The sequence below is a fragment of the Arcanobacterium phocisimile genome (genome assembly GCF_016904675.1).
In the GTDB taxonomy this organism is placed as follows: Bacteria; Actinomycetota; Actinomycetes; order Actinomycetales; family Actinomycetaceae; genus Arcanobacterium; species Arcanobacterium phocisimile.
Genome location: NZ_CP070228.1, coordinates 968,684 through 983,781, shown reverse-complemented (window position 1 = coordinate 983,781; position 15,098 = coordinate 968,684). Strand labels below are relative to the sequence as shown.

The 15,098-nt window shown below is 52.8% G+C and carries 12 protein-coding genes and 1 riboswitch; of the genes, 2 read left to right on the top strand and 10 right to left on the bottom strand.

Annotated elements, in window-relative coordinates; all coding sequences use genetic code 11:
* Positions 1 to 201: 201 nt before the first annotated feature.
* A complete protein-coding gene (locus JTE88_RS04365; protein ID WP_204425645.1) occupies positions 202 to 558 on the top strand; it encodes an RNA polymerase-binding protein RbpA in 357 nt (118 codons plus the stop codon).
* 28 nt (positions 559 to 586) lie between these two features.
* Here the strand turns inward: JTE88_RS04365 and lnt are convergent, their stop codons facing one another.
* The 4 genes from lnt to JTE88_RS04345 form a co-directional block, all read right to left on the bottom strand.
* A complete protein-coding gene (gene lnt, locus JTE88_RS04360) occupies positions 587 to 2,011 on the bottom strand; it encodes an apolipoprotein N-acyltransferase (protein WP_204425643.1) in 1,425 nt (474 codons plus the stop codon).
* A gap of 341 nt (positions 2,012 to 2,352) precedes the next feature.
* Positions 2,353 to 4,956, bottom strand: coding sequence for a DEAD/DEAH box helicase (locus JTE88_RS04355; RefSeq protein WP_239519573.1), 2,604 nt, complete (start codon positions 4,954 to 4,956; stop codon positions 2,353 to 2,355).
* Positions 4,957 to 4,960: 4 nt separating this feature from the next.
* Entirely contained in the window at positions 4,961 to 5,875 is a 915-nt protein-coding gene (locus JTE88_RS04350; protein WP_204425641.1) for a helix-turn-helix transcriptional regulator, read from the bottom strand.
* Positions 5,862 to 6,767, bottom strand: coding sequence for a helix-turn-helix transcriptional regulator (locus tag JTE88_RS04345; protein WP_204425639.1), 906 nt, complete (start codon positions 6,765 to 6,767; stop codon positions 5,862 to 5,864). Before JTE88_RS04345 ends, JTE88_RS04350 begins: the two co-directional genes overlap by 14 nt.
* Before the next feature lie 30 nt (positions 6,768 to 6,797).
* Here JTE88_RS04345 and JTE88_RS04340 point away from each other — a divergent pair, with 30 nt between their 5' ends.
* Positions 6,798 to 7,898, top strand: coding sequence for a DUF3866 family protein (locus JTE88_RS04340; RefSeq protein WP_338021085.1), 1,101 nt, complete (start codon positions 6,798 to 6,800; stop codon positions 7,896 to 7,898).
* 12 nt (positions 7,899 to 7,910) lie between these two features.
* On the opposite strand, the gene JTE88_RS04335 is transcribed toward JTE88_RS04340, so the two are convergent.
* From JTE88_RS04335 to JTE88_RS04310, 6 genes are all read right to left on the bottom strand, one after another.
* The gene (locus tag JTE88_RS04335) at positions 7,911 to 8,942 is read right to left on the bottom strand and encodes an ABC transporter substrate-binding protein (protein ID WP_204425638.1); all 1,032 of its coding nucleotides are present in this window, start codon (positions 8,940 to 8,942) and stop codon (positions 7,911 to 7,913) included.
* A gap of 10 nt (positions 8,943 to 8,952) precedes the next feature.
* A complete protein-coding gene (locus JTE88_RS04330; RefSeq protein ID WP_204425636.1) occupies positions 8,953 to 9,705 on the bottom strand; it encodes an ABC transporter permease in 753 nt (250 codons plus the stop codon).
* A gap of 56 nt (positions 9,706 to 9,761) precedes the next feature.
* A riboswitch (FMN riboswitch) is annotated at positions 9,762 to 9,880 on the bottom strand.
* 45 nt (positions 9,881 to 9,925) lie between these two features.
* Complete coding sequence (rpe, locus tag JTE88_RS04325) at positions 9,926 to 10,588, bottom strand: ribulose-phosphate 3-epimerase (RefSeq protein WP_204425634.1); 663 nt, start codon at positions 10,586 to 10,588, stop codon at positions 9,926 to 9,928.
* A 13-nt stretch (positions 10,589 to 10,601) separates the two neighbouring features.
* A complete protein-coding gene (locus tag JTE88_RS04320; RefSeq protein ID WP_204425632.1) occupies positions 10,602 to 12,062 on the bottom strand; it encodes a transcription antitermination factor NusB in 1,461 nt (486 codons plus the stop codon).
* Positions 12,059 to 12,985, bottom strand: coding sequence for a methionyl-tRNA formyltransferase (gene fmt / locus JTE88_RS04315; RefSeq protein WP_204425631.1), 927 nt, complete (start codon positions 12,983 to 12,985; stop codon positions 12,059 to 12,061). Before fmt ends, JTE88_RS04320 begins: the two co-directional genes overlap by 4 nt.
* Before the next feature lie 39 nt (positions 12,986 to 13,024).
* Positions 13,025 to 15,097, bottom strand: coding sequence for a primosomal protein N' family DNA-binding protein (locus JTE88_RS04310; RefSeq protein WP_204425629.1), 2,073 nt, complete (start codon positions 15,095 to 15,097; stop codon positions 13,025 to 13,027).
* Position 15,098 lies beyond the last annotated feature (1 nt).

Sequence of the window (15,098 nt, the reverse complement as noted above, 5' to 3'; positions counted from 1 at the left end):
GTGGATTCCACCAGAGTAGCGGAGGTGCCTACGGAGCCTGCAGTAGCGTCACTCTCAAATTGCTATCTCCATTTTCTATTATTTGACATAATGTACATTATCGGATTTGGGTTGATCTCATTTCCCCGCGCTACCAGGCGTTTCTTGGCACCACATTCGAATCCGATAAACTGTTATCAGTCATAAACGAAAGGAAATCTCATGGTAGAACGTTCTTTGCGCGGAATGAAAATTGGCGCAAACTCTCTCGAGTCAGATATCGGCGTTGCACTTGTTGAGCGTCATGAGGAAACATACCTGTGCGAACGTGGCCACAAGTTCACAATCACTCTCGCACTCGATGCTGACGTTCCAGCAACGTGGGAATGCAAGTGTGGCGCTGAAGCAAAATTGATTGGCGACCACGGCGAAGATGGCGAGGAGAAAGTCGTTAAGCCAGCTCGCACCCACTGGGACATGCTGCTCGAACGCCGTTCAGAGGAAGAACTTCAGGTTCTGCTTGACGAGCGTCTGGAACTGCTTCGTACTGGCCGACTTTACGTACGTCGTCATTCGTAAATACACCAGGACGAATCTGACATAATATTTATCGGCGTCGTTTGCTCTGCGAGCGGCGCCGATAAGCGTAAATAGACACAATAACACCAATAGCCGCGCACGCGTATCCCAGATACTCCCGGATATGTGCGGTACGCGTAGCAAACGTTACATGCGTATAGAGCGGAACCGATACCGTTGCACTATCCTGTTCTCCTACAGACGTTTGATAACGTACGACGCCATTGGCTTCAACTACCCCACTCACTCCTGTAGTCGAGACTTGGACAGCACTTCTACCGTGTTCCATCGCCCTAAACCGAGTCATCGCAAACTGTTGATAAGGTTCACCAGAATCCCCAAATGATGCATTATTGGTCGGGACAACAATAAGTCCAGATGGGCGCTCAACTCCGATAACACCATCCGATATGAGGCGATCATAGGCAACTTCGAAACAAATCGGCGTCGCAACCGCCACTTCCCCCCTGCCAGTGGGCACAATCAGTTGCGCAGGCCCAGTTCCCGGAAACATATCAACCGTGACTTGGCTGATAACTTCCGCGATCGACGCCGAAACATCACTCAAAGCCTCACGGAACGGAATATACTCGCCAAATGGCACGGGGTGTTGCTTTGAGTAACGTCCGATAATTTTGCCATCTATCCCCATAACTAAGTAATCGTTATACCGTCCCTCATCGGTATATTCTTGGGTCCCAAACATGATTGGCGTGTTTACTTCACCAACGAGCGATCGTAGTAAGTTTCCGCTTTCTTCATCGGTGCGCACATCACGATCAGAAGTCGATTCTGGAAGCACAATGAGATCAGCATGAGTGATCTGGCGAGCCTGCTCAACGTGATTGCTCGTAACCTGGAGTGCACGCTTCCACCCGTCCGGAATCGCAGTTTTCGTTGGCGAACCGCCTTGAACGACACCAATCGCGAATTGCCCAGTAGGCTTGCCACCGAGCGGTAAAATCAATGGGAAGATCGCCAAAGCACAAGCGAAGGCGACAGAGCTCATAGCAGTAAAGAATTTGCGGGGAAGGTAGAACAGTGCCTGGGCAAGAAGAATCGAAACAGCTACCGCAAACAAGCCAACGAGAAGCGTCGAACCTATCGGTGCTAGGCGTACAAGTGGTGAATCGTTCAGTGCGAAAGCTATCTTTCCCCACGGCATACCGCCAAACGGAATGCTAGCGCGAAGATGTTCGATACCCACCCACGAAATGCTCGCCCATAGCCACGCCCAAGTAGGCGTCAAGTATGATATCTGGGACCACATTGCGGCCAGTACCGCAATAAAGGATGCCTGGCTGAGTGCTAAGCCAACCAGCGCAAGCACAGATCCTGCTGCAGTGGCAGCCCACGCAGTGTGCGGAATAAAGAAAGCAAGCCCCCACAAGCCACCTAAGCCCATCGCCCGCATAACAGGCATACGGTAGACACTGAACCATAAGAAACTCATACCAACGGCAACTAACGGCCACCACGACAAAGGTGCGTGTGCTCCCCAGAAGGCTAGCCCTCCGCTTATTGCTAGTAGCAATCTCAAATATATCTGCACGTTACGCTCCACGATTTTTTGTGAAAAACAAGGCCCCCACTCGCGAACCTCGGACCGACCGGGGTCGTTTTCTATCGAACGCGAATGAGAGCCTTACTCACATCTAGTGGGTATACCGCCAAGCCTATCGACGATACATAAAGCCCTCAACCGATTATACTTGTCAAATTTTGGACACCCGTGTTTACCGCTTAACTTCGCGGTATGTGACATATGTCATCGACATATGGTGGGTAAGCATTTCAGTTCCAATCCCAGCGCCGGAGTAGTTCGCGAGCCTGGTATGCGCTCTCCCCCAACCAACTATCGGAGCCGATATCAACCAACTGGCCCAAGATATCAATTAAACGCCGGTTCGCATTCACAATATCGCCAACCGCTAGCCGTGATGAAGCAACCGCAGCTTCCAAATCAGCGCCACTGGCAAGCAACGTGAACGCCTCAATACCACCCGGAGTCGGAACACCAGTACGCACAATGCCAGCTGCCGATTCGCGAGCCACCAAGTCTTCCATATTCGCTTCGATACGCTCCCAAGCCGCCCGCAACTGCGGATCACGCGGACGTTGCGAAGCAAACCGGCGATCGCACAACAACGCCGAACATACGCCGGCGAACTTAGCCGGCGAAAGCTCAGCAAAAATCGGCTCCGACATGCACATGACAGTCAGCGCGTCAGCTTCGCTGTGGATACCTTTCAACAACGATCCACCCACACCAAGTTTGACCCTATCATCAACAAAACGTAGATAGCCCAAATTCTCCAACACACTCACCGTCGCATCAAACTCGCGAGCCACCGATCCTTCATAAGAATCGCGCAACTGCAACAGTTCGCGCTTGCGGTCCATCAACGTCATATACTCACTACCAGCACGGCGATGCTCGTAACGCTCCGGGCATGAATGCACTGGATGAGCTTCGAGTACAGGCGAGGTGCGCACCGCATGCCGATCCCACGAACGCTCCAAATCGGCGTCGAGATCCAGATCTACACGTTCGGCAACCCGATCCTCAATCAACTCCGCAATATCATTACGCACCTGACGGTCACGAACCGAGCGGCCAAACGGAATATCGAAAAAGCCAAGCTCGCGCAGCTGGGAGGACAAATCATCGCGGCGCACCCAAAACAGCTCACCATAAATATCAACCACGCGAATCTTGCGCTCCGAAATCGAAAGCACCACGCCATAATCAAGCTCGCCTCCACGCGCGAACGCATAGAGCATGCCGGTAACAACCGCATTCCATGAATCATCGATTTCCTGCTTGTAGGATTCCTTCGCACGACGTCGTTCCGCCTTCGACGCCCGGCCAGCAGCCTGGAGCAAATCCAGATACTCCGTAACCGAACCCAGTTCACACGAAGCATTCAACGTCTGCGAAATTCGCGCGATACGCCGATCAATACGCCCCAACTTAGCTTCGATCTGACCCAGATCCGCATTCTTTTGATACTGCGCAAACGACTGACCCATAATCGCCCGCGCCTGATCATAGGTGTAATAGCTCAGCAGATTCACCACCGTATTGTAGGACGGGAAAAATGCCGACATCAGCTGATCAACTTCGCCCGAGCCAATACGCAACAAATGATCGACATCTAGATCAGGGGTCGCAACCACAACCGCGTTGCCGTGGCTATCCTTGCCGCGCCGGCCCGCACGCCCAATCAGCTGCGTGTATTCCGTTGCCCCAATCGCAACGAAATCTTCACCGTTCCACTTGATTAAGTCTTCGATAATTACCGTACGCACCGGCATATCGACACCCAACGCCAACGTACCGGTCGCATAGACGAGCTTGAGCAACCCGGCATCCATGAGCTCCTCAGCAAGCTCCTTAATCGCCGGGAACATACCGGCGTGATGCGCCGCAAAACCACGCGAAAGTGCCTTAGCCCAAAATCCGAAACGGATCGTGCGCGCATCGGCCACACTCAACGACGCCGTGAGCGTCGCCAACCGTTGCCGAATCTGGTCACTTTCCGCCTTCGAGGTTAAGAAAACATCGGCATCGAGCAAGTCAGCCACCGCCTGGTCGCAGCCCTTACGCGAAAAAATAAAATGAATCGCTGGAAGCATTCCGCGCTCTTGCACCATGCGCAACACTTGACGACGGCGAGCAGCCGGCTTCCCCCGTCGTCGACGTCCCGCATCTTCGTTCGTCGCAGAACGCTGCGGCCGAAACGCTGCCCCGCCTTCGTCGTCAAAAAGCGGCACAATCGAACGCTTCGTTGCCACGAACTGCTCCAACGGAACCGGACGCACCATCGACGTCACAACCTCAGTAGTGCCACGCACCGAACGCAACCACGAGGTGAACTCGTCAATATTGGCAACCGTCGCCGAGAGCGACACCAGCCGCGCCGAACCCGGAAGCTGCAAAATAATTTCTTCCCACACCGGCCCACGGAACGGATCACCGAGGAAATGCACCTCATCCAAAACCACGTAACCAATGTCAGCAATCTCAGAGTCGCGCGTGAGCAACATGTTGCGAACAACTTCAGTGGTGACCACCAGAATCTGCGCCTCACGATTAATCACCACATCGCCCGTAACCAAACCGACGTACTCTTCGCCATAACGCGCCTGGAGATCTTTAAATTTCTGATTCGACAACGCCTTAATTGGCGCCGTATAGATACACCTGCTCGAGGAAGCTAACGCAAACTCCACCGCGCACTCAGCCACCACGGTTTTCCCTGAACCCGTTGGCGCACTGACGAAGACGTCGCGGCCCTTCCCCAGCGCCGTCATCGCATCAATCTGGAACTGATCTAACGTGATACCGCGAGCATCATACTGATCGATAATATGGTCAATAACAAGATCTAACACGCGATCATCCTTCTACACGTTCCACACGTGTGACAGTGTCCCCCAAACGGACTAACAACGAAAACAACCACTGGGTGGAGCGAATCGGAAGCTCAAAAATATCACAGCCATCGACGCTCCTCACCAGCACAGCATCTGGGACTTCCTCACTCACCCAACGTGCGCCTGGACCACACACCAAGCGAATCCGCTCACCCACAACGCCCGACTGCGCTTGTGCCGCAGAAGAAACCTTGCGCACCAGCCGAGCCGAAACCGGTGTTGAACCCAACCGCGCCTGGGTGATCCGATCAAACCGATACCGGCGCACGTCCCCTGACTCGTTTGCCGCAATCAACAAGGGATACGGAACATAGGTCAGCGTTACCGGCTGAACCTCGATCTCAGCGCGCTCTAGCTGTCCGGTCACATTCTTCCAATACTCAATCACTACCGAACGCTGCGAGGTCAATGCTGTACTGATAACATCAAGCACATCTACAGGCGCTTGGAGCTGAGGTGCTGGCCATAAAACAGACTCATATCCAGCCTGCGTCGTTGCCTCCACGATCCGTTGGCGGAACGCTGCTAACGCCTGCGTATCGTCGCGGTCTGCCGAGAGCATCGCAATATCGGTAGCTCCCAGCAACGACACAACTTCAGCCAAGGACAGCGTGGGCGCGCCGACGTCGTCAATTCCGGTAACGTAGATGAGCGAGTCAGCGGTGGGGTCTTCGTCGGCAATCCACACGTCGAACGGGGTATCAAAAAATGATCCGCTGACTAGTTCGATAGTAGCCAACTGTTGAATCTCATCGCGCATCACCTGCCAGGAGGTGCCGAAACGATGTGCCAACTCCCCCAGCGTCACCCCAGATTGAGACTGCAGAAACTCCACCATGGCGTGCTTACGAGATAAAGAAAGGTCACCGAAGCCCACTGAGCACCTCTTTCGCATGTTTGATTCGATGCGCAACTTCGTTGCTCAGCCATGCCGGAGCAACGATACAAGCATCATCACTGTGGAACAACACATCGTCAACAATGTCCCACCGGTCGGCTGCCACAAAACGCACAATAACTCCATCGTCGCGCATTTCAACTATCTGACCACGCCGAGCCAACGGCATTTGCGGGTCTGAAACAAAAACGTCGATATCGACCGGGGAAAGAGCCGAATCAGTATCGGAAACAGCAGGTAACGTCACCGGCTCATCGAGCAAGGAAACTTTTCCGCTTAGGCGTGAAAGTTTAAACGTACGAACATCTCCGCGAGCCGATTGCCCGTCGCGTTTTATCACCGCACCCACCATATAGAACGCACCAAAATGCACTTCAATCCGCCACGGCTCGACTAGATATTTAACTTCGTGACCCTGTTTGAGATACGTGAAAGTAATGCGGGTACGTTGCTCAAGAGCTTGCGCAATATCGACGACGTGATCGCCATGGGGAACTTTGAGTTTATAAGCGCTCATTTTATCGGTCACAATCCCCTGCCCTAATGCTTTCGTGGCAGCGTATTGCGCGAAAGCTTCAACGTTTGTCCGCCGCTTTGCCCCCAAAAGACGACGCAGGATTGTCACATCCAGATCTTCGAGATTAACAGCAATGCGTTGAGAAGTATCTACCCGATATTGATAGTCACTATCAACGGAAATGATAATCCCGGACTCGCGCACCGTCTGAATATCGCGTTCAATCAAGCGTTGCTGAGCAACTCCTTCATGCTCCCGATAGGCAGGAAGTTGCGCAATTTGTGCGAGAGTTGCTGGTTGACGAGACAGCAACGTGAGGAGAGTAAAACGACGTTCTTCAGCAGACGTAGGCATACTCTAACTCTAGTGCACTATGGTTAATATATGATGATGTACAGGCGAGGCAAGATTATTTCACTGCGACGCAGTTGGGGTCAGACTTGCGAATACAATGTTCTTCTGGACGATGGCCGTCAAGTACGTGCCCTTGGCTACGTTCCACTAGTTGGAAATCTCGACGTCGATGATGACGTTATCCTTTCCGGTTCGGCATTCGAACGCGGTTTAGGTACTGGCGGATACATGATGATTGTTATTGCGCCAAACAAACTGCCAGCAGATCCGCCATCCCAGCCTGGGCATATCGTAAAAGCTCGCTACACTCCGCAACAATACATGGTTCAAGGTGTTGACGAACAAGAGTCTGACTATCATGAGCTGCTTGCCGATGCTGAGTCAATTAATGGTATGCCAGTAATCGTTGCAGATCTGCATTCGGCGTTGCCCGCAATCGTTGCCGGTATCCGCGAAACGAACCCAGAACTGACAATTGCGTATGTCATGACTGATGGTGGTGCGCTGCCTGCTTGGTTCTCCATGGCCGGCGCTAAACTGACCGAATTAGGTCATATTCGCGGAACGATCACCTGTGGTCAGGCGTTTGGTGGCGAACTAGAAGCAGTGAATGTCCACAGTGCACTGTTAGCTGCGCGTCATGTGTGGCATGCCGATATTGCGATTGTGGCTCAAGGCCCTGGGAACTTGGGCACTGGTACGCGTTGGGGGTTCTCAGGTGTCGCATGCGGTGAAGCATTGAATGCGGTACATACGCTCGGTGGTCAACCAATTGCTTGCCTGCGACTATCAAATGCCGATATGCGCGGTCGTCATTTTGGGATTTCGCATCATTCACTACGGGTGCTACGCGATGTAGTCAAAGTAGGGTGCGATGTAGCAGTCCCGCAGATCTCTGACACACTTCATGGCTTAGTCAGTGAAACCTGGTTGACAGCAATGGATGACGATCTGCGCGAGCTAGCGACTTTCAAACTATGTACTACTCGCCTCGTCGAAATCGACAGGCTTTACGAGACGTTACAGAATTCACCAGTGCCGTTAAAAACGATGGGCCGCGGCTTAGATGAAGACGTGACGTCATTCATCGCAGCCGCAGCCGCTGGTAGGTTTGCTGCTCAACAGTTCTGATACAACTAAATGTTACTGAGCTTTCGCAGCTTCGTTAAGTTTGACGACTTCAGCAGTAAACGCACTCAGTGGCGGCACAGCCTTGTCTACAATTCCAGTGTTTGCAAGGAAAATGCTCATTTTTTCCCACAACTGTGGATCTTGGTAACCAAATTCTTCGCTTCCGGCATAGAGCTTGAGCGTGGCGTCGAAAACTTTCTCAGCAAGCGCACGCTGCTGTGGATCTGCCAAAGATGGTACATGCTCGGCGATAATATCCATCGCTGCTTGAGGATCGCTTTGTGAATCCTTCACACCCTTCTCAATCGCGCCTAAAACCTTTGCGTAAACTTTAGGGTTGAGGTTCGACTTTAAGGACCCAAGCCCGACACCAACGAGTGGCATCGTGCCCTTAACCATATTGATTTGTTCAACGTCAAGTCCGGCTTGTTCTAGCGCGATGAGGTCATTATTTTCAAAACCGATAATCGCATCGACTTCGTTTCCCATCAAGGCTGCCGTTTGGGTGTAACCAATATAGCTCGGGGTAATTTTGTCTTTGAGCTCGTAGCTATCTTCCATCGCTAAAAGAGCATAATAGTTTTCCCCGTATGGGCCAGGCAGTCCAATCTTCTTGCCGATAAGATCTGCAGGAGACGTTACGCCTGCACTGGTCGGCGTAATCAACGTTACTGGATACTTTTGGTACAGCGTAGCCCAATTAACGACGTCGAGACCTTGCGAACGCGCCTGCATCATTTCAGTGGCACCGGCGAACACAATGTCTTCAGCACCAGATTCAAGCGCACCAAATAGCGCTTCCTGGGCGCCGTGATGGCGTAGGGTGACATCCAAACCGGCCTCGTCGAAGTAGCCTTTCTCAAGAGCCACATAAAGTGGCCCGAATTGTACGTCGGGAATATAGGTTAAGCCGAGTGTGATTTTTTCGCGTTGTGGAGTATCTTCGGGAGTCTCCTGAGCACTATCGGTTTTAGTCGTTTGACCACAACCGGTGAGTAGTAGCGCAGTTAGTAACGCGGTACATAGGACAATTATTTTTTTCATGGTGCTTCCTTTACGAAACTATGGCCAGCACGCGGGTTTCTAACGCCCGCAATGCCAAGTACATGCCGATAGCCAATACTGCCAATATCGCAATGGTGGCAAACATGCCTGGAGCGTCATTGAGATGTTGTGCAGTTGTTAGTTCTATACCTAATCCGCGCTGACCACCTATGACTAGTTCTCCCACAACCGCACCTGTGATTGACAAAGTAAATCCGGTTCGTATGCCCGCCAGTATTGCCGGTAAGGCTAACGGGAATTCAATACTTTTCATCAGTCGCATGCCAGAGGCGCCATCAAGCCGAGCCGCATCAAGAATGTCAGGATCGACGTCACGCACGCCGACAGCAGTATTAATAATGATTGGGAAAATAACCATAAGTACACACAGGATGACAATTGGTGCCATCCCATACCCTACCCAGAGGACGAGTAGAGGTGCGAAAGCTACTGCAGGAATTGCCTGCGAAGCAGCTAGATAAGGTTCTAACGCAGCGCTAAACGGCTGGTAATGTGTGATGCCAAAGCCTACTGGGATGCCGATAAATGCTGCTATCAGAGAGCCGATGACCGCAATATGCAGAGTCTGCCAGGCTGAAGTGATCAAAAAGCCTTCATTCAAACCCCGAATGAGCCGCATAAGAACGCTGCCCGGGTCAGGCAATGCAAACGCGCTGACAAGCTCGAAATAACTGACACCAATCCACAACAGAATAAGTACAGCTGCGACTATCACTGGCGCAACGATTCTGCTGTGACGCATCTTCTTCCTTCCCCGTAGGCACCGGGGAAAACTTGGGTACACACAATGATGTCACCAAGCTGCTCCTACCATCCGGACTTTAACCGTCGGTTTGGGAATTTCACCCAATCAACCACTTGCGTGGGTCGCGGACTTTCACCGCCGGCTCAGACTTTCACTGACCCCGGAGCACGTGATACTCATTATCGCACTTTTGTCCAACAATCAAAAATTTTTATGCTCAGTGCTGATGTTTCGTTGCTAATTCACGCAACGCATCGATTTCGGCGTGTGTGTCTGGTGAGCGGTAAACTGCCGAGCCGGCAACAAAAGTATCTGCACCGGCACGCGCAGCCTGCTCAATCGTCGAGCGGGAAATACCGCCGTCGACCTGTACCCACACATCGAGTCCGGACTTCATGACGGCTTCGCGGGCCCGCTCAACTTTCGGCATCATCGTCTCAATAAACGACTGCCCACCAAAACCCGGCTCGACTGTCATAATAAGGATCATGTCGAACTCGTTGAGAATGTCAAGGTAGGGTTCGATTGCGGTTGCTGGCTTTACTGCAAGTCCAGCTCGTGCTCCCATCGCACGAAGTTCCCGCGCCAGCCGCATCGGAGCTTGCGCAGCTTCGGCATGGAAGGTTACTGAACGGGCACCTGCCTCAACAAATGAGGGCGCCCAACGGTCAGGGTCGGCGATCATCAAATGAGTATCAATCGGAATTGGCGAAACCCGGGAAATCGCTTCAACTACCGGCACCCCGAGGGTTAAGTTCGGGACAAAGTGATTATCCATAACGTCCACGTGGGCCCAATCGGCGTTGGAAATTTTCCCAAGCTCACGTTCAAGATTCGAAAAGTCGCTATTTAGAATAGACGGGCTGATGCGGATTCCCATAATTATCTCCGTATTACTCAGTTACTGATAAAGGCTTAGCGAGCAATGCCAAATACATGGCGTCCGAGTTGTGCAAATCAGGCCACAGTTGAAGTTCGCCGTTCACACCGGTAAGTGGTATACGCGATTGAGTCGATGCAATTGCCGGGGTGTCTAACCGAATAGCATCTGGATGTTTATCACCAAAAGCCTGAATAATCTCAGAGGTTTCCGGCAAATACGGAGAACACGTGGAATAGGCAAGGACGCCACCTGGGCGTAGCGCCTTCCAGCCAGCTTCCAAAAGTTCTGCTTGCAACTTAGCTAGATCGATGGCATCACCAGCTTCTTTACGCCAGCGGGCCTCCGGGCGGCGGCGCAACGCACCGATACCCGTACACGGAGCGTCGATCAAAATACGGGCATAGCCGTTTTCAGGAAGGATACCGACAGCCTCTTCCCCACCAAAATCTCGGGCATCACCTTGCCGCACGTCAACAAGATTACTCCACGGCTGAACCGAATCGATAACAAGATCAAGACGATGCGGATGGAGCTCATTAGCATGAATACGCGCTCCGCGTTCTTCAGCTATGCCGGCCAATGTGGCGGTTTTACCGCCCGGCCCGGCGCACATATCGAGCCACAGATCATCATCAGTTTCCAGTTGGGCAGCAGCAAGGGTTTGAGCAACGAGCTGTGAGCCTTCGTCTTGGACCCCGGCAAGTCGATCTTTGACTGCGAATACTCGATGCGGATCGCCGCCGTCGAGCAAGACGGCGTTCTCTACCAGATGACCTTCGCTGGAGTGCATATGTCCGCGTTCAATATCGGCACGTAACTCCTCAATGCTCAACCCGCGCGCAGCGAGTGCAACCGATGCTGGCGTATTATCTGAACGCAAGACGTTCAAAATATCCTTATGGGGGCGTCCGTGATATTGCAGTGCTTTATCCAATGCGCGAATAATCCACTGCGGATGTGAAAACCAGGTGGCGAGGAAGCTAACTGAATTAACTTTATTTCCGGAGTCTTGTTTCAACTGGGCTTGCCATTGAGGCAGCGAGCGTTCGCTGACACGGCGCAAGACAGCGTTCACCAAACCGGCGATACCTTGAGAAAGCTCGTTGCGTGCGATAACCACAGTTTCGTTGATTGCGGCGTGAGCTGGAGTTCCGAATTCGAGGAGCTGATGGGCCCCCATCCGCAACAAAACTTTGACTTCCGTATCAAGATCGTTCACGGAGCGACCGTTTGTGCAGTGGGCGATAATCGCATCCCACCGTCCCTGAAGCCGAAGCGTTCCGTAACATAAATTAGTTGCGTAGGCGGCGTCTTGCTTGTTCAGATGTGCGCGGCGGATTTCGCGCGGAAGCGCAAGGTTTGCGTAGGCACCGTTACGTTCGACATCCATCAGAACATCAAATACGACGAGTCGCGCATTATCCGAGGCACCTCGACCTGGTTTCCAGTTCGTTGGCCGTTGCGAGCTCACTGTTGGTTTCCTTCCAGATCAAATGACATGTTATCTGCGGCTAAACCGCGAGCCCATGCTGCAGCCTCCATGGTCTTCTTACCCGCCGGAGTGACGGTAGAGAGTTCGACTGCGGTGGTTGCGGTACCGACGAGCACTTTCTTTCCAGCAACAATTGTGCCGGCCGGAATTCCGGTAACATCACTGACCTTGACTGGGCCAAGCTTGATGCGTTGACCGTTGAAGAGCGCCCACGGCCCAGGTTCGGGGGTGTATCCGCGAATGCGAGAATCAATCATCGCACCATTCCAGGAAAAATCAATATAGGAATCACGGGTAGTAAGCTGCGGCGCTAAGGTGACGTCGCCCTCCTGCGGTTGGGCTTGTGCAGTCCCGGTTTCGAGTGCATTAAACACCCTAGCCAACTGTTGTGCTCCCGAATCGGAGAGTTGCTCGAGCAACTCCCCTGCCGTCTTCCCAGCAACCGGAACTTCTTCGACGTCGAACACCGGACCGGTATCCAAACCGGCTTCAATCTGGAAAACCGAGGTTCCGGTCATTTCATCTCCAGCGGCAACCGCGTACTGTACCGGCGCTGCTCCGCGCCACCGCGGAAGGAGTGAATAATGCAGATTGATCCAGCCATGCTTGGGCAACTCAAGAAGATTCTTTGGAATCAACAGGCCGTAAGCAACAACCGCAATAGCCTCTGGGGCAAGCTGAGTAAGTTGCTCTTCGATTTCCGGATCACGTAACGAACGCGGAGTCAGTACCGGCAGCCCTAGTTCTTCTGCAGTCTTATGTACTGGGGAGGCAGTGAGCACTTTCTTACGCCCGACTGGAGCCGGGGCTCTCGTCAAAACCGCGACAACCTCATGGTCTTTCATGAGGCGATGTAACGAAGGAACAGCTGTAGCTGGTGTACCAGCAAAAATAATACGCACGCTTGTAGTTTATCTTTCTTTTCGGTCTGGCTATAGACGTTAAACTGTTGTGTCCATCTTGATCTGCAATTTCCCCATACGTTGTACGGAAAAAATATGCTGGGCTTGTGAAATTATGCTCGTCATCAGTTCGCGAGCCGTGTTCGGGAAGGACAGATACAGCTCGGTCTCTTCTTCAGCATCATGTTCGAACGGCCCGATGACTCGCATCCCGGGGACGATCTCGCTAGCCCCCGCACTTAAGAGAGAGACTGGAGATTGTTCCGGAACCTCAAGCTGCGCTTCGCGTGCCAACGACTGCACGATTCCCAGATAGGAACGCAGGACCGCTCGAGTTCCGGCAATACGCACCCACACATTGACTGGAGGTAAACCCAGTTCCTGACGTTCACGAAGTGCTTTAAGCGCCCAGCCGTGCATATCCCAATGCTTGACAACCAAGGTTAAAGCGGGCGGAACGTCCCCAACAATCAACACCTGACCGCCTGCACTATGGGGCTGCACAGTTGCACAAATATGCGCCAACGCCCGCAAGAAATACACCTCAGTGTTAAGGTTTTCCGAACGCAACAAGAAACCGGCATCCAAAACAACCGCGGCAGCATACCGCTCTGGGCGTTTGGGTATCTGCCCAGGGGTAGCAATAATGATGGCGTTCTCGTCACCAGACGGAGAAATTTCAGTCTGGAAACCACCGATATGGATCGGTACTCCGCGAAACGCGCGGCCGATCTCCTGCGCAGTACGGTGGGAACCAATACGAACCGGTTTGAGTTGATGACCCCGGCAATGCTTACACGTAAAATGGTCAACCACAATGCCACACCGAGAACACTGTGCCGGCTTATCCGGTGCATAATACCCAAGCCGACCATCACACGTCGGGCAAGTAGCAATCTCCCGACATCGCACACATGCCACAACCGGGATATAGCCACTGCGCGGAACCGTCACCAGCACATCGCCACGTTCAAGACCGGAACGGATAATAGTGAACACTGACGAAGGCATCCGCGACCACGGTTCACCTTCATAGGCTAACGACGCCGCTGTGACAACTTGCGCAAGCGCATGCTTATCGCGTGGATTGGCAGGCACAACAGCCCGCGCGTCATGTTGCGTATCGTAACTAAGTTCGACCGATGGGCCAAAGTTCAAACACACCATTGCACACTGGTCAATTACACTGCGTTCACGCAACAAATCACGCGCATGAATATATGGATTGCGTTGCTCGATGAGCGACTTGTGTTGATCATCGACAAGCAAAACAAGCCCTAGATTCTGCGCCGGCGCCCACGCCGCATGACGGGTGCCTACAATAACTCGACTATTGCCCGACTTAATATCTAAAAACTGCCGATAGCGCACATCGGGCGCATGCTCCGAAAGCAACAATGAAACCTGAACTCCCAGACGCCGCGTCAACTCTTGCGCATACGACTCAGCTTGTCGCACTGTAGGCACAACAAAAATCACGTTACGACCACTATGCATAGTCGCCTGAATCAACGACGACGAGAGCTCCAGAATCGAATCAATACTACGCACCTGGACAACTGCCCGCTCGCTGGCACCCGCACACAACTGCTCAACTAATTCTTTGCCACCGGCATACGGCTGCCACTGCGAAACCTCGGGACGCTCAATCGGCTGGTGCGACACTGCAGGCACTTCGAGAAACTCGCGTTCTGCTCGCGCATGGCGTTGCGGAATTGCCAATCGCAAACAGCTCGCCACCGTCGAACTCTGCCGGCAAGCGACCACCTGCGCCAGCTCATAAATCCGCTCATCCAACACCGGAATCGGCGAAACCACTCGCTGGATAGGTCGCAGCGTAGCGTGAAACGCCGTCGATTCCACACGCTCAACAATGAAACCCTGCACACGTTGCGAACCCAAATCAACCATAACCCGTGCCCCAACAGCAACGTCTGCAAACTTCTCCGGCACCTCGTAATCAAATAAGGAACCCATATGCATATGCGGAACGTCAACTACAATCCGAGCCACTGGAAGCGGCACAGCAGATTTCACCCGAGCCGAAACTGGTTCGATATTGAGTAACTGATCTTGGTGCGCATACTCCGGCAACGAGAAGAGTTCATTCATG